This window comes from Tistrella mobilis (assembly GCF_041468085.1).
GTDB classification, from domain to species: Bacteria; Pseudomonadota; Alphaproteobacteria; order Tistrellales; family Tistrellaceae; genus Tistrella; species Tistrella mobilis_A.
Genome location: NZ_CP121017.1, coordinates 4834781 through 4859330 on the forward strand (window position 1 = coordinate 4834781; position 24550 = coordinate 4859330).

The 24550-nt window shown below is 66.9% G+C and carries 15 protein-coding genes; 8 read left to right on the plus strand and 7 right to left on the minus strand.

Translation table 11 applies throughout. The features are described 5' to 3' along the window. Positions 1-135: 135 nt before the first annotated feature. The 6 genes from P7L68_RS27445 to P7L68_RS27470 all read right to left on the minus strand — a co-directional run bounded on the left by P7L68_RS27445 (position 136) and on the right by P7L68_RS27470 (position 8454). Entirely contained in the window at positions 136-999 is an 864-nt protein-coding gene (locus tag P7L68_RS27445) for a MetQ/NlpA family ABC transporter substrate-binding protein (RefSeq protein WP_372003117.1), read from the minus strand. Between the two features lie 222 nt (positions 1000-1221). Then, a complete protein-coding gene (locus P7L68_RS27450) occupies positions 1222-2577 on the minus strand; it encodes a methyl-accepting chemotaxis protein (RefSeq protein WP_372003120.1) in 1356 nt (451 codons plus the stop codon). 21 nt (positions 2578-2598) lie between these two features. After that, complete coding sequence (locus tag P7L68_RS27455; protein WP_372003123.1) at positions 2599-3564, minus strand: alpha/beta hydrolase; 966 nt, start codon at positions 3562-3564, stop codon at positions 2599-2601. Between the two features lie 101 nt (positions 3565-3665). Next, the gene (locus tag P7L68_RS27460) at positions 3666-4433 is read right to left on the minus strand and encodes an AcvB/VirJ family lysyl-phosphatidylglycerol hydrolase (RefSeq protein WP_372003126.1); all 768 of its coding nucleotides are present in this window, start codon (positions 4431-4433) and stop codon (positions 3666-3668) included. After that, the gene (gene mprF / locus P7L68_RS27465) at positions 4430-6979 is read right to left on the minus strand and encodes a bifunctional lysylphosphatidylglycerol flippase/synthetase MprF (RefSeq protein ID WP_372003129.1); all 2550 of its coding nucleotides are present in this window, start codon (positions 6977-6979) and stop codon (positions 4430-4432) included. The genes P7L68_RS27460 and mprF overlap by 4 nt, the downstream gene beginning before the upstream one ends. A gap of 254 nt (positions 6980-7233) precedes the next feature. After that, positions 7234-8454: an ABC transporter substrate-binding protein gene (locus P7L68_RS27470; RefSeq protein WP_372003134.1), complete on the minus strand. Its 1221-nt coding sequence runs from the start codon at positions 8452-8454 to the stop codon at positions 7234-7236. 366 nt (positions 8455-8820) lie between these two features. Here P7L68_RS27470 and P7L68_RS27475 point away from each other — a divergent pair, with 366 nt between their 5' ends. Beyond that, positions 8821-10452, plus strand: coding sequence for a long-chain-fatty-acid--CoA ligase (locus tag P7L68_RS27475; RefSeq protein ID WP_372003137.1), 1632 nt, complete (start codon positions 8821-8823; stop codon positions 10450-10452). Here P7L68_RS27475 and mutS read toward each other — a convergent pair. Next, positions 10431-13232, minus strand: a complete 2802-nt coding sequence (gene mutS, locus P7L68_RS27480) for a DNA mismatch repair protein MutS (protein WP_372003140.1) — start codon at positions 13230-13232, stop codon at positions 10431-10433. The genes P7L68_RS27475 and mutS overlap by 22 nt on opposite strands. Before the next feature lie 447 nt (positions 13233-13679). Here mutS and P7L68_RS27485 point away from each other — a divergent pair, with 447 nt between their 5' ends. The 7 genes from P7L68_RS27485 (at position 13680) to pstB (ending at position 24536) form a co-directional block, all read left to right on the plus strand. Beyond that, positions 13680-15977 carry an NADP-dependent malic enzyme gene (locus tag P7L68_RS27485; RefSeq protein WP_372003144.1) on the plus strand — a complete coding sequence of 766 codons (2298 nt, stop codon included), beginning with the start codon at positions 13680-13682 and terminating at the stop codon, positions 15975-15977. A gap of 85 nt (positions 15978-16062) precedes the next feature. Beyond that, positions 16063-17607 carry a sensor histidine kinase gene (locus P7L68_RS27490; RefSeq protein ID WP_372003147.1) on the plus strand — a complete coding sequence of 515 codons (1545 nt, stop codon included), beginning with the start codon at positions 16063-16065 and terminating at the stop codon, positions 17605-17607. A 125-nt stretch (positions 17608-17732) separates the two neighbouring features. Further along, positions 17733-19271: an acyl-CoA synthetase gene (locus tag P7L68_RS27495; protein ID WP_372003150.1), complete on the plus strand. Its 1539-nt coding sequence runs from the start codon at positions 17733-17735 to the stop codon at positions 19269-19271. A gap of 398 nt (positions 19272-19669) precedes the next feature. Beyond that, entirely contained in the window at positions 19670-20692 is a 1023-nt protein-coding gene (locus P7L68_RS27500) for a PstS family phosphate ABC transporter substrate-binding protein (protein ID WP_372003152.1), read from the plus strand. Positions 20693-20944: 252 nt separating this feature from the next. After that, on the plus strand, positions 20945-22327 hold the full coding sequence (gene pstC / locus P7L68_RS27505; protein WP_372003155.1) for a phosphate ABC transporter permease subunit PstC: 1383 nt from the start codon (positions 20945-20947) through the stop codon (positions 22325-22327). A 19-nt stretch (positions 22328-22346) separates the two neighbouring features. Further along, positions 22347-23672, plus strand: a complete 1326-nt coding sequence (pstA, locus tag P7L68_RS27510; RefSeq protein ID WP_372003158.1) for a phosphate ABC transporter permease PstA — start codon at positions 22347-22349, stop codon at positions 23670-23672. A gap of 93 nt (positions 23673-23765) precedes the next feature. Further along, a complete protein-coding gene (gene pstB, locus P7L68_RS27515; protein WP_062764110.1) occupies positions 23766-24536 on the plus strand; it encodes a phosphate ABC transporter ATP-binding protein PstB in 771 nt (256 codons plus the stop codon). Positions 24537-24550 lie beyond the last annotated feature (14 nt).

Genomic DNA, 24550 nt, shown 5'->3' on the forward strand with positions numbered 1-24550 from the left:
CCCATTCCGTTGATGTCGCGGAATGCTGTGTGGAACGATAAATTTCACATGGATAATAGTCAACACAGAAAAATATACATCTACTATATGTTATTTTTAGGCAGACGGGTAAGGCCGACCCAGGCATGCGTCGGATCACCAGGCCGGCAGGAACGCGCCCTGGAAACGGGTGTTCAGAAAGGCAGCAACCTCGGGCGACTGAAAGGCTTCGAGCAGGGTGTGGATGTCGATCCGGTCCTGATCCAGGCGGCGAACGACAAGGATATTGCCATAAGGATTGCTACGCCGGTTCTCGATGGCGATCGTATCGCTCCGCGGATCAAGACCTGCCGCCTGGGCGTAATTGCCGTTGATCGCCGCCGCGTCCACGAGATCGATGGCACCCGCAACCTGATCGGCCGGCAGCTGGACGAACTGGAACTTGCGGGTGTTGATCATCACGTCCTTCGGCGTCGGCGTAAGTTTCGCCCCCGGTGCCAGACCGATCATCGCCCGCTCGGCCAGCAGCCGCAGGGCCCGGCCACCATTGCTCAGGTCTTCCGGAATGGCGATCCGGGCGCCGTCGGGCAGGTCGCGCAGCTGCTTGTAGTTCCGGGAATAGATGCCCATCGGCTGAACCATGGTGTAGCCGATCGAAACCAGATCGTAGCCTTTCGCCGCTATCTCCGCCTCCAGGAAGGGCCGGTGCTGGAAGGCATTGGCATCAATCTCCCCGCGTGCGAGAGCCGCATTGGGCTGGCTGTAGTCGGTATAGGTCACAAGCTCCACCGGTAGTCCCCTGGCGGCAGCCACCGTCTTCACCACCTCGGCCACCTCGGCCTCCGGGCCTTTCATCACCCCGAGACGGATTGGTGTCGATGGCTTCGCGGCGCCCCCGGCACTGGCGGCTTCGGCCCTTATGGCCGGGCCGCAGATCGCCAGTACAAGAACAAGGGCCGGCAGGATCACCGGGATCAGCAGGGAAAAGGCCCGCGAAGAACGGTCGGGGAGACGGGGCATGCAAAGTGCTCACGCATGATTGTGGCCGCACATGACGGGCAGATCCGAGGCCTGCGACATCGCCCCTGGCCCGAGGGTACATGAATGTCTCGGTATACGGTACAGGTACCCGGTCAGAAGACGTGCCGCCTGCGGCTTTCCAGTCGGCACGGCGCCTCTCCCGACAGCTCACGATGTGGCCCGGATCCCTTGATGGTCAACAGCTTTTCGGAGAATGACGGCTCAGCTTCGACCGGTTGTCCGGCCCTCTGGCGCCATGCGTTCCAGGAGTTGCAAAACCTCGCCTGAGGCGCTGGTCAGACGGTCGAGGGCTGCGAGGGCATCACGCGGCCGCCCGGCCGCCATCGCCCTTGCCGCCTCGCGACCATGGTCATGTACAGCCGCATGCGGCTTTTCGAGGGCGCGGAAGGTGGCATCCCCCTTCCAGGCGGCAGACTGGTCACCGTAATACCAGCGGCCCAGCCGGCAGGAATGATGGTCGGTCAGCTCCTTCTCGGAGAGCTTCGCCCGGCCGGTTGCCATCGCCGCCAGACGTTTCTTCCAGAGCGCGTGATCGGCTTTGGCGAGACGTACGACCTGGTCGGGGAAGTGGCGGGAGGCAAGCGCCTGAAGGGCGGGGCCGATCCGGCCTTCCAGGTTATCGAGGGCATCGGCCACCGCTTCGATGCCGGCGCGGTTGTCGGCACCAAGGTCTGCCAGGGCTGCGATGTCGCCAGCCAGCCGGTCGGACGCGACACCCTGGTTGTCGATCTCGCCGGCGATCTCAGTCATCTGCCGGGACACGTCGGCGATGCCTCGGCCCAGTGCCTCGATCTCGCGGCCGAGCCCGTCGATCGCGGCCCGGCCTTCGGCGGCACCGCGGGCACCATCGCCCATCACCGCCACGATCGCGGCCATTTCGCTGCGCAGCCCGTCGATGCGCGAGCGGATGTCGTCGGTGGCGGCAGCGGTCTGCTGGGCGAGATTCTTCACCTCGGAGGCCACAACCGCGAAGCCCTTGCCGGCCTCGCCTGCCCGGGCGGCCTCAATGGTGGCATTCAATGCCAGCAGGCGGGTCTGGCGGGCGATTGCCTCGATCGAACCGACGATGGCGTCGATCTGCTCGGATGCCGCCGCCAGGGCGTCCACCCGGCCGGCCGCCGCGGTGACGCCGTCGGCGAGCGTCGCGACCGAACGGGCCGAGGCACGCAGCTGGCGCACGCCGGCCTCTGCCTGTTCATTGGCGACGGCCGCCGCTTCGGCGGCCCGGCGCCCGCCCTCGCGCACCCGATTGCCGCTGGCTGCAAGCTCGGCCACGGCAGAGGCGGCGCCGGCCGTGCGCGCCTCAAGGTCGCGGGCGGCTGCGACGGCATGAACCATGCCGACACTGGCTTCGGCCGAATCGATGCAGGCACCGACGATACGATCGGTGTCCTCCCTGGCCTGTTCGGCAAGCCGGGCACCAAGCCGGAGAATGGCAGCCCCAAGCGGGTCGTTCGCCGCCGGTGGCGTGGCGTCATAGCGGCCCTGGGTCAGGGCGTCGACATAGGCGATCAGAGCGTCGCCGGCAGAGGTGCCTGCGGCCAGGGGTGCGTTCACGATGGGGGTCTCCGGTCGGCGTCAGCCGCGCAATGCGGCCTTCAGGGCGTCGATGGAACGGGCCACCGCATCGCGCGCCTGATCGAGCGCGCCCGCGGTGTTGATGAAACCGTGCAGCATGCCGGGATAGACCCGGTGTTCGACCGCGACACCCGCCCGGCTGAGCGCCTCGGCATAGGCCAGGCCCTCATCGGCGAGCGGGTCGCAACCGGCGGTAACGATCATCGCCGGCGGCAGGCCGCGGTGATCCGTGGCCCTCAGCGGCGAGGCCCGCCAGTCGAACGCCGCGGCCCGGTCGGGCACGTACTGGTCCAGGAACCAGGTGATGGTGGCGTCGTCGAGCAGATAGCCCTCGGCGAAATCGTCACGCGACGGATGACGATGGGCAAGATCGGTGGCCGGATAGACCAGCCATTGCAGCCGCGGCAGGTGCATGCCCTCGTCCCTGGCTGAAAGCGCCACCACCGCCGACAGATTGCCGCCGGCGCTGTCGCCGCCGATTGCGAGGCGGTCGGGATCGATGCCGAAGCGGGCGGCTGCCCCGGGCAGGGCCGCCCAGGTGGCAATCGCGTCTTCGACCGCAGCCGGGAAGGGATGTTCGGGCGCCAGGCGATAATCCAGCGAGACGACGGCGATGCCGGCTGCTGCTGCGATATGGCGGCAAAGGCGGTCATAGGCGTTCAGGCTGCCGATGGTCCAGCCCCCGCCGTGAATGTAGAGCAGAGCCGGCAGGGGGGCCGCATCGGGATCGAGGGGGACCGGCCGGTAGAGACGGACCGGCATGGGGCCGTCCGGACCCGGCAGGGTGTGATCCTCGACGACCGGCAGCTCGGCCCTCGGCAGATCCAGCAGCACCACAACCTCGTCGAACATCCGGCGGGCAGCTTCTACCCCCATCTTTGGGTAGGGGTCGCGGCCGGATGCCTTGACCAGATCCAGGATCCAGGCAGCCTGGGGATCCGGGGTACGATTACGGGTGCTGCTCATGCGGACGGGGTCTCCATCTGTCGCCGGATGCGGCGGAGCCGCGGCAACAGTTTTGCGCCGGAGACGGGTCCGGATCAACGGCAACGTTGGCGGAGATGCGCTCACTTCGCTGCGGCGGTCCGGGCCTCGGCGACAGTGGGGGTGGCATCGGCATGCGCAAGCACAAGATCGGCCAGACGGTCGTAATCGCCGTCGAAATGATGGCCGCCGGGCAGGGGAATGACCGCCGCGTGGCCGGTGAGCTTCGGACAGGCAGAGACGTCGGTCTCGTCGGTACCGTAGACACAGACGATCGGCGGATGAGCGAGCGCCAGCGCGGGGGCCACCACATCGGTCGACTCCTCATGCGGCTTGTCCAGAAGCCAGTCGCCCGGATGCACTTCCCAATTCGCCCAGGTGTTTGAGGTGAGCATCACCGCCAGCACCGAACGGTCGATCAGATCCGCAGGCAGCCGGGCCGCGACATCCGGCAGGATACCGGCACCGAAGGAGAAGCCGATCAGGATCAGCCGGTCGCGCTTCCAGCGGGCCATGCGGTCGGCGATCGGCGTCGCCAGATCACGCGCCACCTGTTCCGGCGTGCGGCGGATCCAGAAATAGTGCAGTGCGTCCACCCCCAGCACCGCCACGCCACGGGCTTCCAGACGGGCTGCCAGATCGCGGTCGAGATCGGCCCAGCCGCCGTCGCCCGAGATGATCACCGCCAGATCCCGGGCATGAGGACCGGTGGCGCCCGCAGCCGGTTCGTCGACCAGCCAGTTGGCATGTGTCGTGTCGTGATCGGGTTCCTGCGCCGCGCCCCCATGCACCGCACAGAGCACGGCCAGAACCGCAAGATGCGCCATCCGGCGCCGCGACCGCCAGATCATCGCCCGATAACCCCCTTGATGCCGCCCGAGATGAGTGCGACGACGTCGAGCCCGACCTGCGGCAGGGCGGTGCCGCCAGGCGAGGCGAGATAGCGCGGCCGCCAGTCGGGCAGGAATTTCTGCTTGAAGCGGCGCAGCCCCTGGAAGTTGTAGATGCCCTCGCCATGCTCGTAGATGAAGGTGCCGACCCGGCTCCAGGCCGAGGCGAGCGGGTTGTCCGGCAGGCCGGCGAGGGGAGTCATGCCCAGCGAGAAGTGCTTCCAGCCGGCATCGCGGGCGTGGAGCATGATTTCCACCATCATGTAGTCCATGATCCCATAGCCGGCATCGGGCAGGTGTCGCATCAGGTCGAGCGCCATTTCCTCGCGCCCGGCCGAGGGCCAGAGATTGGCGAAGGCGACGATACGGCCGTTCTGCCGGACGATCGCAATCGGACAGCGGTTCAGATAGGCGGGCTCGAACCGGCCGAGAGAGAAGCGCTTCTCGCGAGCCTGGCGCTGCTCCATCCACACGTCCGACACCTTGCGGAGCTCGGGCATCAGCAGACGAGCCTCGCCCGGGGCGAGCATCTCGAAGCTGGCCCCGTCCTTGATGGCGCGGCGATGGGCATAGCGCAATTCCGCCCGCGGCTTGCCGTCGAGCGAGAACTGCGTGAGCGGCACCACCGCCTCCTCGCCAAGCTTCACGATCCGGAGGCCCAGATCGAGGTAGAGCGGCAGGGCCTCGGCCGAGACCTGGTAGAAGACCGGGATCGCGCCATGGGCGTCGCAGAGTTCCCGGAACATCCAGGCGACATTGGCCCAGGCATGACGCGGCCCGATCGGATCGCCCATGGCGACGAGCGAGCGGCCCGAGGCGGCATACATCACGAAAGCATCGCCGCATTCCGAGAAGATGAAGCTCTTGTCGCCGGTGAAGGCGAGCTGTGCGGTGCTGGAGGTGGATGCCGCCACGATCCGTTCGGCCTGAACCAGATCTTCTGCGGTGGGGGGCCCGGGGCGGGCACGGACGGGGGCGAAGAGGCGGGCGGCGAACAGCACCAGCCCCAGCGCCAGCACCGCGACCGTCGCCCGAAGACTGCGCGGCGCCTCGGCTTCAAGGGCAAAGGTGAACAGGCCTTGGGAAAACAGGGCCTCGTGACGGAACGAGAACCAGGCAAGCCAGGCGGCAGCCCCCACGACCATGGCGAGGGAGCCGACCCAGGCCGGGGTCATCGGCTGACGCAACAGCGAGCCGCGGCGATAGAAGGCGCGCCGGGCGAGTACCAGCAGCAGGCCGACCACCGCGAGCAGGCTCGCCTCTTCCCAGTCCCAGCCCTTGAGCAGGGAAAGGACGGCGCCCAGGGCCGACAGGATGGTCGCCGCCATCCAGGCCGCATCCACCCGACGGGCAAGCCCGCGTGCGATCACCAGCAGCAGCAGGCCGACCACACCGCTTGCGACATGCGACGTCTCGATGACGGCGAGCGGCAACCAGCCCAGAAGATCCAGCCGGCCGCTTGCCGCCGGGGTTGCAGCCGAGGCGAGCAGCACCGCCCCGGAGGCAATGGCGAGCAGGGCGAAGGCGATGGGCGCGATCTGCGCGGCCCCGGCACCGGCCCGGCGGATGGCCGGTGCCATCCGTCCGGCGGCCCGGCCGGCCTCGGCCAGCGCGATCAAGGTTGCGGCCAGGATCAGCGGCACCAGGTTGTAGACGAACCGGTAGACGACCAGCGCGCCCAGGACCTCGGGCGCCGGCACGCCGGGCAGGAAAAGCAGGACGATGCCTTCGAACACGCCGAGCCCGGCCGGGACGTGAGCCAGCACCCCTGCCACGATCGCAACCACATAGAGGCCGAGGAAGGCGGGGAAGGACAGCGGCAGATCGGCCGGCAGCAGCACCCAGAGCACGGCACCTGCGGTGATGAGGTCGCCGATGGCAAGCAGGGTCTGCCCGATGGTGACCGGCAGGGCGGGAACGGCGATCCGCCAGCTGCGGACCTGGAGGCCGACGCCGCGGGCGGAGGCGACGGCGTAGATCAGGAAGGCCGCCAGTGCCAGAATGCCGGCCAGATGGACCAAGGTTTCAGGCAGGTTCAGGGCGGCCGCGACCCGCCCCCCTTCGAACAGCCCGGCAAGCCCGCCCAGGGTGACGGCGCCGAGCGTGAAAGCCGTGGCGCAGAAGACCATCAGCTTCGCCACCGCGGCGGGCGGCACGCCGGCATTGCCATAGACCCTCAGCCGGACCGATGTGCCGGTCAGGGCCGCAAAGCCGGCGGTATGGCTGATCGCCTGTGCACAGAAGGCGGCAAAGGCGATGCGCGGGAACGGCACCCTGATCCCCGACGATCTGAGCGCCAGGGCATCGAAGCCGATGAGCATCACGAAGGACAGTGCCGTCAATCCGAAGCCGGCGGCGACGTCGAGCATGCCGACATTGCCGATCGCGGCGCGGATATCCTCGAAGGACATGGTCCGGGTTTCGTGGTGGATCACCCAGAGCGCCAGTCCGAACACGGCGAACATCGCAATCGCCGCGGCCGGCCGCAGGATCTGCGGTGCCAGCAACCGTGCCAAACGTCCTTGCCCGTTCATCCCGTTCCTCGTCGCTGGACCAGCCAGATGCGAACATCCCACGCCCCCGTCCGGGCCGGACGGTTCGGAGGGACGACACTATCCGGCCGTCTGCGCGGGGGGACAAGCGACAAGAAGACCGGCCCCTCCGGGCGCAGGTCTGCCCGTCGGGATCATCGATCCCGACGGGATAGTCCATCCGTGGTTAAGAAATCTTCCGCGTTGGATCCCGACCCTGGAAATCCGGCTCAGGATGCGCCTGCCACCAGCGGGCAGCCGCCTTCCGGCATCGGCCGGACGACCTGTTCGGCCGGGATGCGGTTCAGCACGGTGTAATAGTCCCAGGGCGCCTTCGATTCGGCCGGCGACTTGACCTGTACCAGGAACAGATCCTTCATCATCCGTCCGTCGGCGCGAACATGGGCGCCTTCGCCGAAGAAATCGTCGACCGGCAGTTCCTTGAGCTTTTTCGACACCGCCATCGCCTCGTCGGTGCCGGCCGCCTGTATGGCCTTGAGGTAGGAAAGGGTGGCGCTGTAGACGCCGGCATGGTTGTGCGTGGGGGCCTTGTCGGTCTTCATCGCGGCCCGCCAGCGGCGGGTGTAGTCCCGCGAGGCGTCGTTGCGGTCCCAGTAGAACGGCGTCACCACCTGCAGACCCTGTGCGGCCTCAAGCCCCAGCGCGTGGACGTTCAGGATATAGAAGGTCGTCCCGGCCAGCTTCTGTCCGCCCGCGACCAGGCCGAATTCGGCGGCCTGCTTGATGGTGTTGGTGGTGTCGCCGCCGGCATTGAGCAGGGCGATCATCTTCGCGCCCGAAGCCTGGGCCTGCAGGACGAAGGAGCTGTAGTCGGTAGTACCGACCGGGTGACGCACCTGGCCCAGGACCTTGCCGCCGGCCGCGGTGATCACCCGGGTGAGCTGTGCCTCCATGGCGTGGCCGAAGGCATAATCGGCGGTGATGAAGAACCAGCTGTCATTGCCGGCCTCGACCGAAGCCTTGCCGATGGCATTGGCAATGGCTGTGGTGTCGTAGTTCCAGAGAAAGCCGGTGGGCGAGCAGCGCGGGCCGAAGAGCGCATCCGAGGCAGAGCTGACATGCATCACCACCCGCTGGCTCGCGGTCAGATCCTGCACCGCGAGGGAGACCGCCGAATTGCCGAAGTCGATGATCATGTCGACGCCTTCGGTGTCGACCCAGCGCCGGGCGAGCGAAACGCCCAGATCCGGCTTGTTCTGGTGATCGCCCGAGATCACCTCGATCGGCTTGCCGAGCACCGTGGGGCCAAAATCCTCGATCGCGAGCCGAGCCGCGGCGACCGAGCCTTCCCCGCCGAAATCGGCATAGGCACCGCTGCGGTCGTTCATGACCGCAATCCGGACCACATCGTCGGAAACCTGCGCCTGACCGGCCGCAGGGAACAGCATCAGAGCGGCCGCAGCGATCGCGGTCCTCCAGCGAGACGTCATGGATGTCCTCCCCAGGACGATGGGTTCCGGCGCGAAACCAGGGGGCCGCGCGTGCCACCGGAGCCGCCGGTCCGAGTGGATGGCGGTTCCGTATTCTAACTGTTGTTAGATTATTTACTCACGGGTAAGGTATATGCTCATGGGTTCGGGCGTCAAGTATCCCTGCAAGGAAAACCGCGGGACCGCATCTGCGGCCAAGAAAACAGCGCCCTGATCAGGCAGAATGCCGGAAACAACCCGGTTCTCTTCCCTGCATCGCAGCAATCTATTGCGTTGCATCATGGAAAACGTACCGGGGTTCGGTGCGACGACACGAAGAAAGACCAGGGTGGGTGTCACGAATCCACCCGCTCCAGGGAGGTTCACGTGAACGGACTTATGCAGGACATGCCGCTGCTGATCTCGTCGATCATCGAGCATGCGGCGCGGGCCCATGGCGCCACGGAAATCGTCACCCGCACCAATGAAGGCCCGATCCTCCGCACCAGCTATGGCGAGGTCGCAGCCCGGGCGCGGCAGGTGGCCAATGCCCTGGCGACACTTGGCATCGCCGAGGGGGACCGGGTTGCGACGCTGGCCTGGAACACCCATCGCCACTACGAACTCTATTTCGGCGTCTCGGGCTCCGGCGCCATCCTGCACACCGTCAATCCGCGGCTGTTCCGCGACCAGGTCGCCTTCATCATGAACCATGCCGACGACCGGGTGGTGTTCGTCGATCTGAATCTGGTGACGGTGGCGGAGAGCGTGGCGGCCGACCTGCCCGGGGTGACCCATTGGGTGATCCTGACCGATGACGCCCATATGCCCGACACCACACTGCCGGGCGCGCTCTGCTACGAGACGCTGATCGCAGCCCAGCCGGCGGTGTATGACTGGCCGCAGCTGGATGAAAACGCGGCGGCCGTGCTCTGCTATACCTCGGGCACGACCGGCAATCCCAAGGGTGTGCTCTACAGCCACCGTTCGACCGTGCTGCACGGCCTGATCAGCTGCTCGGTGGACAGCACCATCGCCGCCTCCGCCGCCGAAACGATCCTGGTACTGGTGCCGCTGTTCCACGCCAACGCCTGGGGTGTGCCCTATGCCGCGGCGATGGCCGGATCGAAGCTGGTCTTTCCGGCCTCCAGGCTCGATCCGGCAAGCCTGGTGGAGTTGATCAATGGTGAGGGGGTGACGGTCAGCGGTGGCGTGCCGACGGTCTGGGTGACCTATCTCCAGCATCTGGATCAGCATCCTGAATGCCGGCCGACCCGGCTGAAACGGGTCTTCGTCGGCGGCAGTGCCTTGCCGCGGGCGCTGATGGAACGCTTCGACCGCGAGCTCGGCGTGACCATGATCCATGCCTGGGGCATGACCGAGACCAGCCCGATCGTGACCGTGGCCCTGCCGCTGGCGAAGCATGAAGGGCTGGACGAAGAGGCTCTGCGCACCTTGCGCCTGACCCAGGGCCGGCCGGTCTATGGCACCGAGGTCCGGATCGTCGACGAGGCGGGCGCAGCCGTCGCCCATGACGGCAAGACGCCCGGCCATGTTCAGGTTCGCGGACCCTGGATCGTGAAGGGCTATTTCGGCCGCGAGGAACTTGCCGTCGACGAGCAGAACTGGTTCCCGACCGGCGATGTCGGCACCATCGACGCCGACGGCTATCTGCGGCTCACCGACCGGACGAAGGATGTCATCAAGTCGGGCGGTGAGTGGATCAGCTCGATCGAGATCGAAAACGAGGCCGTCTCCCATCCGGGGGTGCTGGAGGCGGCAGTGATCGGTGTGCCCCATCCCCGCTGGCAGGAACGGCCGCTGCTGATCGTCACCCCCCGGGCCGGGGCGGAGCTGACGCGCGAGGATGTGCTGGCTCATCTTGAGTCGCGCATCGCCCGCTGGTGGATGCCGGATGACGTGGTGGTGCTGGACGAACTGCCCCACACCGCCACTGGCAAGATCTGGAAGATCAAGCTGCGGGAGGCATTCAGGGACTACCGGTTGCCGACGGCCTGACCGTCCTCTGTCGGCAGGGCCTCTCCCCGCGCTTCACGCCGGAGCCGGTAGACCAGCTCCAGCGCGGCGCGGGGGGTCAGATCGTCGGGATCGAGCGCGGCAAGGCGCATCTTCAGCGCAAGCGCCGCCTCGGCTTCGGGATCGGGTTCCGGTGCCGCCGGTGCGGGCGGCGGTTCCGGCAGGCGCAGGCTGGCAAACAATGGCAGATCGTCTGCGAGTTTTGCCGCCGGCGAGCCGGCCTCGCCACGTTCGATCTGGCCGAGCACGGCCTCGGCGCGGCGGATTACCCGTCTCGGCAGCCCGGCGAGCCGGGCGACATGGATGCCGTAGGACCGGTCGGCGGCACCGGCTGCCACCTCGTGCAGGAACACCACCTCACCCTGCCATTCCTTGATCCGCATGGTGTGGCAGGACAGGCGGTCGAGCCGGGCCGAAAGGGCGGTCAGTTCATGATAATGGGTGGCGAACAGCCCCCGGCAGCGGTTGACGTCGTGCAGATGCTCCACCACCGCCCAGGCGATCGACAGCCCGTCCCAGGTGGAGGTGCCGCGGCCGATCTCGTCCAGGATCACCAGCGCCCGGGGGCCGGCATGATTGAGGATGGTCGCAGTCTCGACCATCTCGACCATGAAGGTGGAGCGGCCCCGGGCAAGGTCGTCGGCCGCACCCACCCGGCTGAACAGCCGGTCGACCACGCCGATTCGTGCGCTCGTCGCCGGCACGAAGCTACCGGCCTGGGCCATTACCGCGATCAGGGCGTTCTGGCGCAGAAAGGTGCTCTTGCCGGCCATGTTCGGGCCGGTCAGCAGCCAGAGACCGGGCCTGCCGTCATCCCCGGCCTGTCCTGCCGGCCCCCCCAGATCGCAGTCATTGGCAACGAAACGACCGCCGCCGCTTGCCTCGACGAAGGCTTCCACCACCGGATGGCGGCCGCCCTCGATCGCGAAGGCGGTGCTGCGGTCGATTTCGGGGCGCACATAGTTGCGGGCGCGGGCGAGTTCGGCGAGCGCGGCCGAGACGTCGATCACCGCAAGGGCTGCGGCGGCCGCGGCGATCCCATCGGCGGCCGCGACCACCTCGGCGGTCAGCTGCTCGAAGGCCTGAATCTCGGCGGCGAGTGCCTGATCGGCGGCGCGGGTCAGGCGGGTTTCCAGCTCGCCCAGTTCGACGGTGGTGAACCGCACCGCGTTGGCGAGAGTCTGGCGATGGATGAAGCCGTCACGGCCTGCCAGCTTGTCGGCATGGGCGGGTGTGACCTCGATGAAGAAGCCCAGCACGTTGTTGTGCTTGACCTTGAGCGAGGTGATGCCGGTGTCGCGGCGGCATTCGCCTTCCAGCGCGGCAATATGGCGGCGCCCCTCGGTTGCGAGCGAGCGCAATTCGTCGAGTGCAGGGTCGAAATGACGGGCGATGAAGCCGCCATCCCGGGCAAGCAGCGGTGGTTCCGGCTCGATTGCACTGCGCAACCGATAGGCAAGGGCTCCATGAGAGCCGAGCGCGGCAAGGCCCCGGGCCAGCTCGTCGGGCAGGTCACCGAAGCCCTTGCGGTCTTCGAGGAGCCGGTCGCGGATTTCGCCCGCCCGGAAGAGACCGTCGCCGATGGCACGCAGATCGCGGGGGCCGCCGCGGCCGAGCGACAGCCTTTGCAGGGCTCGCTCCAGATCCGGCATGCCGCCCAGCAGCTCGCGCAGGTCTTCCGACAGCAGGTCGTCATTGAGCAGATGAGCAACCGCATCCAGCCTGGCGCCGATCGCCTCGGGATCGGTCAGCGGCGCCGACAGCCGGCGGGCGAGCAGCCGCGCGCCGCCGCCGGTCACCGTCAGATCCATCAGCCCGAGCAGGCTGCCGCGACGCTCCCCGGCCATGGTCTGGACGATTTCAAGGCTGCGGCGGGTGGCGGGATCGATCGCCATCACCGTTTCCACGCCTTCGCGCCGGGGCGGCGACAGATGCGGTACGCGGCCCTTCTGGGTGAGCATGACATAGTCGATCAGCGCGCCGCAGGCGGCGGCTTCGGCGCGGCTTTCGATGCCGAATGCATCGAGCGCGCCCACGCCGTAATGCTCCATGACCCGCTTCGTGGCGGCACCCGGGTCGAAGAGGGCCGCGGGTTGCGGGGTGAGGGCGGGGCCGAGTTCGGCGAGGGCGGCGGCGATTTCGGGCCTTTCCAGCAGCCGGTCGGCGACCACCAGTTCGCAGGGCTCCAGCCGCGCAAGCTCGGCGGCAAGGGCAGCCATCTCGATGCCGGTCACCGCAAACTCGCCTGTAGAGACGTCGACCCAGGCCAGGGCCAGACGGCTGTCGGCCCGGGCGAGGGCCACCAGATTGTTGGAGCGACGGGCGTCGAGCAGCGTATCCTCGACGATCGTGCCCGGGGTGACGACGCGCACCACCTCGCGTCGGACCAGGGCCTTGTAGCCCCGCTGGCGCCGCGCCTCGGCCGGGTCTTCGGTCTGCTCGCAGATCGCCACCCGGTGGCCGGCGCGGATCAGCCGCGACAGATAATGCTCTGCCGCATGCACCGGTACGCCGGCCATGGGGATGTCCTCCCCCTTGTGCTGGCCGCGGCGGGTGAGGGTGATATCCAGCGTGCGTGCGGCCTCGATCGCATCGTCGAAGAACAGCTCGTAGAAATCGCCCATGCGATAGAACAGCAGGCAGCCCGGATGCTCGCGCTTGACCGCCAGATACTGGGCCATCATCGGCGTGGCACCGGCGATCTCGTCGTCGGCCGCAGCTTCGGGCCGGTCGTCGGGGGTCCGCGGGCGGGATCTGGTCATCGGGCAGCTCGGCAGAAGGGGGTGGGCCGCAAGGTCGGCTGCGGGCCGGCCGACCCTAGCGCGAGAGCCCGGCACCCGACAAGGGGCGCCACCGGATCCCCTTATCCGGGGTGGGTTTCACCCGTCGACACATGGACCGGGTTCGGCTATAAAAAAACGGACAACCGCGACCTTTTGGAATAATGCGACCGGAAGCCGATGATTTATAAAACTGTATGACCCATCGGCGGTGCCCTCTCCGCCGGTGGCGGCGGAGACGGAGAACGGAGCCAGCGGCCCCCTGCCTGCACGGCATGCGGCCCCAATCATGTCGCGCGACGATCCCTTGAAATTTCGTTACAGTGTCTGCCTTTCGTAACCCGCGCAAGGGTTGCGGCCGTTTGCGGCCTGGGGGGCGGGCCGTCGTCTTGACCTCAGAGAAGATCAAAAACCCGAAGGGCTACCCGGATGGATGGCGAGAAGTATTACGTGACCGAGCAGGAGGCGCTGGAGTTCCACCAGGGCGACCGGCCGGGCAAGCTGTCGATCACGCCGACCAAGGCGCTGATGACCCAGCGCGACCTGTCGCTCGCCTACAGCCCCGGCGTCGCCTGGCCGTGCCTGCACATCAACAAGGACGAGAACAAGGCCTACGACTACACGTCGAAGGGCAATATGGTCGCCGTCATCTCGAACGGCACCGCAGTTCTCGGGCTCGGCAACCTGGGGGCGCTCGCCTCCAAGCCGGTGATGGAGGGCAAGGCCGTCCTGTTCAAGAAGTTCGCGGATATCGATGCGGTCGACATCGAGGTCTCGACCGAGGACGTCGAGGAATTCGTGAACTGCGTGCGCTTCCTGGGCCCCACCTGGGGCGGCATCAATCTGGAAGACATCCGCGCCCCGGAATGCTTCATCATCGAGCAGCGCCTGCGCGAGCTGCTGGACGTGCCCGTCTTCCATGACGACCAGCACGGCACTGCGATCATCGCGGCGGCAGGGCTGATCAACGCGCTCGACATCACCGGCAAGTCGCTGCGCGACATCCGCATGGTGGTGAACGGCGCCGGTGCCGCCGGTATCGCCTGCCTGGAGCTGGTCAAGGCCATGGGCATGCCGCATGAGAATGCCATTCTCTGCGACACCAAGGGCGTGATCTACAAGGGCCGCCAGGACGGCATGAACCAGTGGAAGTCGGCACATGCGGTGGAAACCGATGCCCGCACCCTGGCGGACGCCCTGAAGGGCGCCGATGTCGCCTTCGGCCTGTCGGCCAAGGGGGCCTTCACCCCCGAAATGCTGGCTTCGATGGCGCCCAGGCCGATCATCTTCGCCATGGCCAATCCGGACCCCGAGATCACCCCGGAAGAGGTTGCCCAGGTCCGCGACGACGCCATCGTCGCCACCGGCCGGTCGGACTATCCGAACCAGGTCAACAACGTGCTGGGCTTCCCCTACATCTTCCGCGGTGCGCTGGATGTGCGGGCGACCGAGATCAACGAACAGATGAAGATCGCGGCCGCCTATGCGATCGCGAGCCTGGCGCGCGAGGACGTGCCCGACGAGGTGGCCCGTGCCTATCGCAACCGCCGCATGCAGTACGGCCCCGACTACATCATCCCGGCGCCGTTCGATCCGCGGCTGATGTCGACCGTGCCGGTTGCCGTGGCGAAGGCTGCGACCGCGACCGGCGTCGCCCGCAAGCCGCTGGTCGACGCGCCCCGCTATGTCCGCGCGCTCCGGGCCCGGCTCGATCCCACCGCCGACAGCCTGGAGCGGCTGATCGAGCGTGTGCATGAGAACCCGAAGCGGGTCGTTTTCGCCGAAGGCGAGGAAGAGCAGACTATTCGCGCCGCCATCCAGTGGGCCAAGTCGGGCCTGGGTAAGCCGGTGCTGATCGGCCGCGACGAGCGGATCAAGGCGAGCATGCTGCGCCTGGGTCTGGGCGATGGATCGGATCTCGACATCGAGATCTATAACGCCCGGCTGTCGGACAAGAACAAGGTCTACGCCGACTTCCTGTACAAGCGCCTGCAGCGCCGCGGCTATCTCTATCGCGACGTCCAGCGCCTTGTGAACCAGGATCGTAACGTCTTCGGCGCCTGCATGGTGGCCTGCGGTGATGGCGATGCCCTGATCACGGGCCTGACCCGCAACTATTGGGTCGCGCTCGAGAACGTGCAGCTGGTGATCGACCCTCAGCCGAACGAGACCCTGATCGGCCTGTCGGTGATGGTCAGCCGCGGCCGTACCATCGTCATCGCCGACACGACGGTGAACGAACTGCCCGAGGCCGAGGCTCTGGCCGACATCGCCATGCAGGCAGCGGCATCGGCCAAGCGCTTCGGACTGGAGCCCCGGGTGGCATTGCTGTCCTACAGCAATTTCGGCAACCCGCATCGCGAGAAGGCCGACCGTATCCGGGCGGCCTGCCGGATCCTGGAAGAGCGCGGGGTCAGCTTCGAGTTCGATGGCGAGATGTCGGCGGATGTGGCGCTGGATGAAGAGCTGATGCAGCGCTACTACCCGTTCTCGCGCCTGACCGGGCCGGCCAATGTGCTGGTCATGCCCGGCCTGCACAGCGCCAACATCTCGGCCATGCTGCTGCAGAAGCTGGGCGGCGGTGTGCAGATCGGCCCGATCCTGCGCGGCATGTCGAAGCCGGTGCAGATCGTGCAGATGGGCGCGACCGTGGCCGAGATGGTGAACATCGCGGCCGTGGCCGCCCATGACGCCATCCTCGATCAGGAGGAGAAGGCCGGCCGCTGATCGCGGCCGCTCTCCCTCTTCCGGGGTTCCTCCTGCCTCTTTGCGACGCGCGTGTCCCCGGGGATGCGCGCGTCGTAAAACTTTCATGCGCAGGCTGCTTGACCGGCCGCCGGGCTCGGGCAGTCTGGCGGCCCGCGTCCGCGACGGACAGATGCGGGACAGACAGGCGCGGCGCGGCCGATGGCGGGTGAACATGGCGGTATTCGACCGGAATGAGATCAGGCGGTTCTTCGGCGCGACGGCGGCAATCGCCGCTCCCGCCGTCGGCACGCTTGGCGGCCTGTGCTTTGCCGGTGCGCTCGACTGGCACTGGGCGCTGGCCGGTGTGGCGGTTTCGATTGTCGGCTCCATGGCCGTCGCCCGCCTGCTGCTCGGCGGCTTTCATGCCCTGCGCGATTTCGCCGAAGCGCTTGCCCATGGCGAGGAACGCCCGGCCCCGCCACCGGGCGGACGGATCGTCCAGGACATCGCCCGTGCCATGCTCCGGCTCTGGCTCAAGGAACGCCGCCGTGCCGAGCGGCTGGCGGTTCAGGCCGATGATTTCGGTCAGATTCTCGACCGGCTGCCGTTGTTGGTGCTGACGGTCGATGATCAGGTGCGGATCCGCTCGGCCAATCGCGCCGCCGAAGAGGCGATGGGTGAGGGGCTGGTCGGGCGCGAGCTGGTTGCCGTGCTGCGCCATCCGGCCCTGCTGGACGCGGTTGATCAGGCGCTGATGCGCGGCGAGTTTGCCGATGTGGTGTTCTCGACCGCCGCTCCCGACCGTCGGGAATACAAGGCCCATATCGAAGCGCTGCGGGCGGGAGATGAGCATACCGATGCCCGCCGTGCGGTCATCGCGCTCCACGACCTGACGCAGATCCGCAAGCTGGAACAGATGCGTGCCGATTTCGTCGCCAATGCCAGCCATGAGATCCGCACGCCGCTCGCGACACTGATCGGCTTCATCGAGACCCTGCGCGGGCCTGCCCGTGACGATCCGGATGCAGCCGAGCATTTCCTGTCGATCATGGACGATCAGGCCCGGCGGATGTCGCGGCTGGTCAACGATCTGCTGTCGCTCTCGCGGATCGAGATGAATGAGCACATGCCGCCGGCAGCGGCGGTCGACCTCACCGATGTGATCGACGACGTTATCTCGGGGCTGGAGTTCAAGGCTCATGCCCGGGGAATCGAGATCGAGGTCATGGCCGATCACGCCCTGGTGCCGGCACTTGGCGATCCGGACGAGCTGACCCAGGTCGCGCAGAACCTGATCGACAATGCGATCAAATACGGCCGCAATGACAGCCGGATCACGATCCGTCTGTTCCGCACCACCGAGGCACCGCGGCCTGTGGGGTTGGCTGCAACCCTGGAGGCGGTGGGTTTCTCGGTAACCGACCAGAGCGACGGCATCCCGCGGGAGCACCTGCCGCGGCTGACCGAGCGTTTCTACCGCGTCGACAGTGCCCGGTCGCGCCAGGTCGGCTCAACCGGTCTCGGGCTGGCGATCGTGAAGCACATCGTCAACCGCCATCGCGGCCATCTGGCGATCGACAGCCGGGTGGGCGAGGGGTCGTGCTTCACGGTCTATCTGCCGCTCGCCGGCCGTGGCAACGGCCGTGCGCCGGCTGCAGCCGCTTCCTGACATCCCCGCACGCCATCCTGTGCACTGCTGCCGTGGCCGCTTCCGCTGCCCCGTGAACCCGGATTCATGCTATGAGCTGAAGAACCGCCTTGCGGTGCAAGAAGATCGAAGCTTGAGGGAACGCCATGTCGGATCTGATCCGCCGAAACACCATCAATGATGCGGTGCGCCGTGCGGCCGCCAAGTTCCGCGACCGCCTGGCGCTCCGCCACGGCGACCGGCGCTGGAGCTTCGCCGAGGTGAACCGCGCCGCCGATGCCATCGGCCGCCGGCTGATCGAGGCCGGGCTCAACCGCGGCGACCGGCTGGCGGTCTATGCCCGCAACTCCGACACCTATCTGCTGGTCTGGCTGGGCGCCCTCCGCGCGGGCCTCGTCCATGTGCCGATCAACTACGCACTGACCGAGACCGAGTTGCACTACATCGTGGAGCAGTCCGGCGCGCGCGGGCTGATCTATGATCCCGATCTCTCCGGGACCGCCCGGGCAGTGGCGGAGCAGGTGGAGCTCGCCTTTGCGATCCCGATGACGGGGGGCGAGGATTTCGATCCGCTTCAGGTGGCCTTGGGCTCGGCCGGGACGGAGGCGCTGGAGGTCGGGCTTGCCGACGAGGATCTGGCGCAGATCCTGTACACCTCGGGCACCACGGCGGCGCCCAAGGGGGCGATGATGACCCATCGTGCGCTGCTGGCGGAGTACACCAGCTGCATCGTTGAGCTGAATCTGAAGGGCAGTGATCGGGCGCTCGCAGCCCTGCCGCTCTACCACTCGGCCCAGATGCACTGCTTCACCATGCCCCAGCTGCTGGTGGGGGCCACCACCATCCTGATTCAGACGCCGGTGCCGGAACAGTGCCTGGCACTGATCGAGGAAGAGGCGATCACCTCGTTCTTCGCGCCGCCCACCGTATGGATCAGCCTGCTGCGCCATGCCGATTTCGATCGGCGCGACCTCTCCAGCCTGAAGAACGTCTATTATGGCGCCTCGATCATGCCGGTGCCGATCCTGCAGGAGCTGCGCCGGCGGCTGGCCGGCGCCCGGCCCTATAACTGCTATGGCCAGAGTGAGATCGGCCCGCTTGCCACCGTGCTCGGCCCCGATGAGCATGAGGCGCGTCCCGCCTCTGCCGGCCGGCCGGTGATGAATGTCGAGACCCGGATCGTCGATGGCGAGATGAACGATGTACCGGCGGGCGTGCAGGGGGAGATCGTTCACCGTTCGCCGCAGCTGCTGACCGGCTATTGGAACAAGCCCGACGAGACCGCTGATGCCTTCTCGGGCGACTGGTTCCATTCGGGTGATGTGGGCTATTTCGACGAAGAGGGGTACCTCTACGTCGTCGACCGGGTGAAGGACGTGATCAAGACCGGCGGCGTGATCGTGGCCAGCCGCGAGGTCGAAGATGCGATCTTCACCCATCCGGCAGTGTCGGAGGTGGCCGTGATCGGCCTGCCCGACCCCAAATGGATCGAGGCGGTGACTGCTCTGGTCGTGCTCCGGCCCGGCCAGGAGGTCGGCATCGATGAACTGCTGGCCCATGCCCGCGAGCGTCTGGCGCCATACAAGGTGCCGAAAGCGGTGCATTTCGTCGATGCCCTGCCGCGTAACACGGCGGGCAAGATCCTGAAGCGCACGCTGCGCCAGGAGTTCGCCGTGCAGGGCTGATGCCGCACCACGTGACGGCAGCCATGCGTTCAGATCAGGCCGCGGCAGGTCACACTGCCGCGGTTTTCCTTTGTATGACAGTCGCTTCCGAAGGATGGTCCAGGAGGTATAGACAAGTTTGGCCAGATTGTCGGCAGGGTCGTGCGAATGCCCGTTCTTCTGGATTAATCCAAGGAAATACAAGCAGTTGCTCAGGGAGAATCTCTGGAGGGCTGCGGCGACGTGTGTCATGATTCCGTCATGAAACTGTGATATTCCCGTCGTCGAGCAGGATTAGACCATGTGTGACGCGAGGCCGGGTGGAAACACGACGCCGCCTGCCGCGTTTCGAGATCGGGCCTGGTGGTGTTCCGCCGCCAGCCAGCACACATGACGAACATCCAACAGGAGTTGGAACGGTGTTCAAGAAAGCCGCGCTTCTGTCGGCAGTTGCGATCGTTGCGGTCGCCACTCCGGCCCTTGCCCGCGATCAGATCCGCATCGTCGGCTCGTCGACCGTCTATCCCTTCGCCACCGCGGTCGCCGAAGAATTCGGCAAGACCTCGGGCTTCGCGACCCCGGTCATCGAGAGCACGGGTTCGGGCGGCGGCCTGAAGCTGTTCTGCGCCGGCGTCGGCACCCAGCACCCCGACATCACCAATTCCTCGCGCCGGATCAAGAAGTCCGAGGTCGAGGAATGCGCCAAGAACGGCGTGACCGAGATCACCGAGGTGAAGATCGGCTTCGACGGCATCGTGCTGGCGAATGCGGTCAACGGCCCGGCCATGAACATCACCCGCGCCCAGATCTGGCAGGCGCTGGCGAAGCAGGTTCCGGTCGACGGCAAGCTGGTCGAGAACCCCTACAAGAACTGGTCGGATATCGACGGCTCGCTGCCGAACGAGCCGATCGAGGTGCTCGGCCCCCCGCCCACCTCGGGCACCCGTGACGCCTTCGTCGAGCTGGTCATGGAGCATGGCTGCGAGGAATTCGACGCCGTGAAGGCGATCGAGGACAAGAAGATGCGCGGCGCGGTCTGCAAGTCGATCCGCGAAGACGGCGCCTTCATCGAAGCCGGCGAGAACGACAATCTGATCGTGCAGAAGCTGGCTTCGAACCCGGCCGCCTACGGCATCTTCGGTTACAGCTTCCTTGAGCAGAACGGCGACAAGGTGAAGGCTGCCACCGTCGAGGGTGTTGCGCCGGAATACGACGCGATCTCGAGCGGCGAGTATCCGGTCTCGCGGTCGATGTACTTCTACGTGAAGAACGCCCATGTCGGCACCGTGCCGGGCATCAAGGAATATGTCACCGAGTTCACCTCGGAAGACGCCTTCAGCCCGGTCGGCTATCTGGCCCAGCGCGGCCTGATCGCCCTGCCGGACGCGGAGCGCGCCGAGGTGTCGAAGAACGCCCAGGCTCTGACCCCGCTGAAGATGTGATCGGACGTCTGGCGGCCGCACGGGGTGACCGGTGCGGCCGCTACCGACCATCGCATGACGACCCGGCGGCTTCGTCCGGTGCAGGCTGGCACCGCCGGAGCCGCCGTTCGCCTGCCGGGACCTGCCCTCCGGCCGGCCCGATACGAAGCGGCTGCGACAGAACGGCTGCATCGAACGTTTCGTCCGCGACCTCGCGGAACCCGCGAACCTGAAGGGCCCAACCGGCCCGATGCCTGAAGGCAGAGGCGGCGCATGACGGTAAGCTCCTTCGTGCTCATCGTGCTCATCCTGAGCGCGGTGGCATTCTACCTCGGACGGCGGCGCTCGGTGTCGCTTGCGAATGGCAGGCTCTCCACCCTGCATTCGCGCCCCGGCTATTACGGCTGGTACGTGGCATTGTGGTGCGGCCTGCCGGCGGTGCTGCTGGCGCTGGTCTGGATCGTGGCCCGGACCCCGATCGTCAACGGCGCCGTCCATGACGTGATACCGGAAGACGTGATGGCGGCCGGTACCGGTGCCGTGAACCTGTTCATGGCGGACGCCTACAACCTCGCCACCGGCAATATCGTCTCGTCCAACCCGAGCCCCGCAGTACGCGAGGCGGCCTCGATCATCACCGGTCTGACCCGGACGGTGAACCTGGCCTTCGCCGGCATCGGTCTTGCCCTGGCGCTTGCCGGACTCACCGCGGCCTATCGGCGGATCACCGCGGATTTCCGCTCCCGCAACCGGGTTGAGCGGATCCTGCGCATCCTGCTGATCGTGGCCTCGACGCTGTCGATCTTCACCACCATCGGCATCGTGTTCTCGGTGCTGTTCGAATCGATCCGCTTCTTCCAGCGGATCCCAATCCTCGACTTCCTGTTCGGCCTGCACTGGAGCCCGCAGATCGCGATCCGTGCCGACCAGGTGGCAGCCGAGGGCTCGTTCGGCATCATTCCGCTCTTTGCGGGCACCTTGCTGATCACCTTCATCGCGCTGGCGGTGGCGATCCCGGTGGGCCTGCTGGCGGCGATCTATATGTCGGAATATGCCGGCCGGAAAACCCGTGCGATGGCCAAGCCGCTGCTCGAGATCCTGGCCGGTATCCCGACCGTGGTTTACGGCTTCTTCGCCGCACTGACGGTGGCGCCGCTGATCCGCGGCTTCGGCGAGAGCCTTGGCATCGATGCCGCTTCCGAATCGGCACTCGCCGCCGGTCTGGTCATGGGCATCATGATCATTCCCTTCGTGTCGTCGCTGGCCGACGACGTGATCAACGCCGTGCCCCAGACGCTGCGCGACGGATCGCTCGGCCTTGGTGCCACCACCTCCGAGACGATCAAGCTGGTGATCCTGCCGGCGGCCCTGCCGGGCATCGCCGCCGCCTGCCTGCTCGCCTTCTCGCGCGCCATCGGCGAGACCATGATCGTGGTGATGGCCGCCGGTCTGGCTGCAAACCTTACCGCCAACCCCTTCGAGGCGGTCACGACCGTCACCGTGCAGATCGTCACCCTGCTGGTCGGTGATCAGGAATTCGACAGTGCCAAGACGCTCGCGGCCTTCGCGCTGGGTCTGGTCCTGTTCGTCATGACCCTGGCGCTGAACGTGGTGGCCCTGCACATCGTCCGCAAATATCGCCAGGCCTATGACTGAGCGACGGGAGCAACAGGTCATGACCGACAGCACCCTGAACCCCGCCGAGGCACCGATGGCCGGGCGGGAGAGCCCCCACGCCGGTCAGGCGGCTGCCGCCCGCCTGAGGGCCCGGCGCCGCTCGGAGCGCCGCTTCAAGGCCTATGGCCTGGGGGCCGTTCTGCTGGCCATCGTCATGCTGGTCGTGCTGATCGGCACGCTGGCGGGCCAGGGCCTCGGCGCCTTCACCCAGACGCAGATCGCGGTCGAGGTCAATCTCGACCCGGCCCGGCTGGACCCGCAGGGCACGCGGGATCCGAAGACGCTCGCCGATGCCAACTACACCGGCCTGCTGACCGACATCGTCCGCGACAATTTCGGCGCCACCCAGCGCCGGGACGTGCTCAAGGCGCTGGGACTGTTCAGCCGCGACGCCCGTTTCGAGCTGCGTGACTTCGTTCTGGAGAACCCGGATCTGATCGGCACCACCCAGACGGTGTGGCTGACGGCCTCGGGCAATCTCGACATGCTCGACAAGGGCTGGATCGACCGCGATCTGCCCGAGGCGCAGCGGCCGGTCGACGATCAGACGCTCGGCTGGTACGACGCGCTCGCTGCCAAGGACGCTGTCGGTCGCGACTTCAACACCCGCTTCTTCACCGGTGCCGACAGCCGCTCGCCCGAGCTCGCCGGCATCTGGGGGGCCACGGTCGGCTCGGCGCTTACCCTCTTCATCTGCTTCATCCTCTCCTTCCCGATCGGCGTCACCACGGCGATCTATCTGGAGGAGTTCGCCCCTAAGAACCGCTGGACCGACCTGATCGAGGTCAACATCAACAATCTCGCGGCGGTGCCTTCGATCGTGTTCGGTCTGCTGGGTCTGGCGGTGTTCATCGGTTTCTTCGGCATGCCGCGATCGGCGCCGGTGGTCGGTGGCTTCACGCTTGCACTGATGACCCTGCCCACCATCATCATCGCGACCCGTGCCGCGCTGAAGGCGGTGCCGCCCTCGATCCGTCAGGCGGCGCAGGGGCTGGGTGCGAGCCCGGTGCAGGTGGTGTTCCATCACGTGCTGCCGCTGGCCATGCCGGGCATCCTGACCGGCACGATCATCGGCATGGCCCAGGCGCTGGGTGAGACGGCGCCGCTGCTGATGATCGGCATGGTCGCCTTCATCGCCGACGTGCCGGGTGGGTTCACCACGCCGTCGACGGTGCTGCCGGTGCAGATCTTCCTCTGGGCCGACAGTCCGGAACGCGCCTTCGTCGAGAAGACCGCCGCCGCCATCCTGGTGCTGCTCGGCTTCCTGATCATCATGAACGCGATTGCCGTCCTGCTGCGCAGGCGCTTCGAGCGCCGCTGGTAAGCCGGTACGGGAGACCTTCCTCCTCCCCCGGCCGGGGCGTCCTTCGCGGGGCCCTGCCGGGCGGATCAGAGACCTTCAGCGGAGAGCCCGCCCATGACTTCCGGCCTCGTGCCCAAGATGACCGCGCGCAAGCTGAACCTGTTCTATGGTGAGAAGCAGGCGCTGTTCGACGTCGATCTCGACATCCACGCCAACAGCGTGACCGCGCTGATCGGCCCCTCGGGTTGCGGCAAGTCCACCTTCCTGCGCTGCCTGAACCGGATGAACGACACCATCCCCAATGTCCGGATCCAGGGCGAGGTGAAGCTGGAGACGGCTGATATCTACGACCGCATGGTCGATGTGGTGCAGCTGCGCGCCCGGGTCGGCATGGTGTTCCAGAAGCCCAACCCCTTCCCGAAGTCGATCTACGACAACGTCGCCTACGGTCCCCGCATCCACGGCCTGGCCGACAGCCGGGAAGAACTGGACGAGATCGTCGAGCGGTCGCTGAAGCGTGCCGGCCTTTACGAAGAGGTGAAGAGCCGCCTGCAGGAAAGCGGCACCGGTCTCTCGGGCGGTCAGCAGCAGCGTCTGTGCATCGCCCGTGCGATCGCGGTCGATCCCGAGGTCATCCTGATGGACGAGCCCTGCTCGGCGCTGGATCCGATCGCGACCGCACGCATCGAGGAGCTGATCGACGAACTGCGCGAGAACTACACCATCGCCATCGTCACGCACTCCATGCAGCAGGCGGCCCGTGTGTCGCAGCGCACCGCCTTCTTCCATCTGGGCCAGCTCGTCGAGTTCGGCGACACCGAGCAGGTGTTCACCAACCCGCGTGAGGTCCGGACCCAGGACTACATCACCGGCCGCTTCGGCTGACCGGATCCGCCAGG

Bases quoted from the DNA above. Each gene is read 5' to 3' on its own strand.
- pstB (WP_062764110.1), top strand. From the start codon at position 23,766: ATGACTTCCGGCCTCGTGCCCAAGATGACCGCGCGCAAGCTGAACCTG.
- mutS (WP_372003140.1), bottom strand. From the start codon at position 13,232: ATGACCAGATCCCGCCCGCGGACCCCCGACGACCGGCCCGAAGCTGCG.
- P7L68_RS27445 (WP_372003117.1), bottom strand. From the start codon at position 999: ATGCCCCGTCTCCCCGACCGTTCTTCGCGGGCCTTTTCCCTGCTGATC.
- P7L68_RS27455 (WP_372003123.1), bottom strand. From the start codon at position 3,564: ATGAGCAGCACCCGTAATCGTACCCCGGATCCCCAGGCTGCCTGGATC.
- P7L68_RS27460 (WP_372003126.1), bottom strand. From the start codon at position 4,433: ATGATCTGGCGGTCGCGGCGCCGGATGGCGCATCTTGCGGTTCTGGCC.
- P7L68_RS27495 (WP_372003150.1), top strand. From the start codon at position 17,733: ATGTCGGATCTGATCCGCCGAAACACCATCAATGATGCGGTGCGCCGT.
- pstA (WP_372003158.1), top strand. From the start codon at position 22,347: ATGACCGACAGCACCCTGAACCCCGCCGAGGCACCGATGGCCGGGCGG.
- P7L68_RS27470 (WP_372003134.1), bottom strand. From the start codon at position 8,454: ATGACGTCTCGCTGGAGGACCGCGATCGCTGCGGCCGCTCTGATGCTG.
- P7L68_RS27490 (WP_372003147.1), top strand. From the start codon at position 16,063: ATGCGCAGGCTGCTTGACCGGCCGCCGGGCTCGGGCAGTCTGGCGGCC.
- pstC (WP_372003155.1), top strand. From the start codon at position 20,945: ATGACGGTAAGCTCCTTCGTGCTCATCGTGCTCATCCTGAGCGCGGTG.
- P7L68_RS27485 (WP_372003144.1), top strand. From the start codon at position 13,680: ATGGATGGCGAGAAGTATTACGTGACCGAGCAGGAGGCGCTGGAGTTC.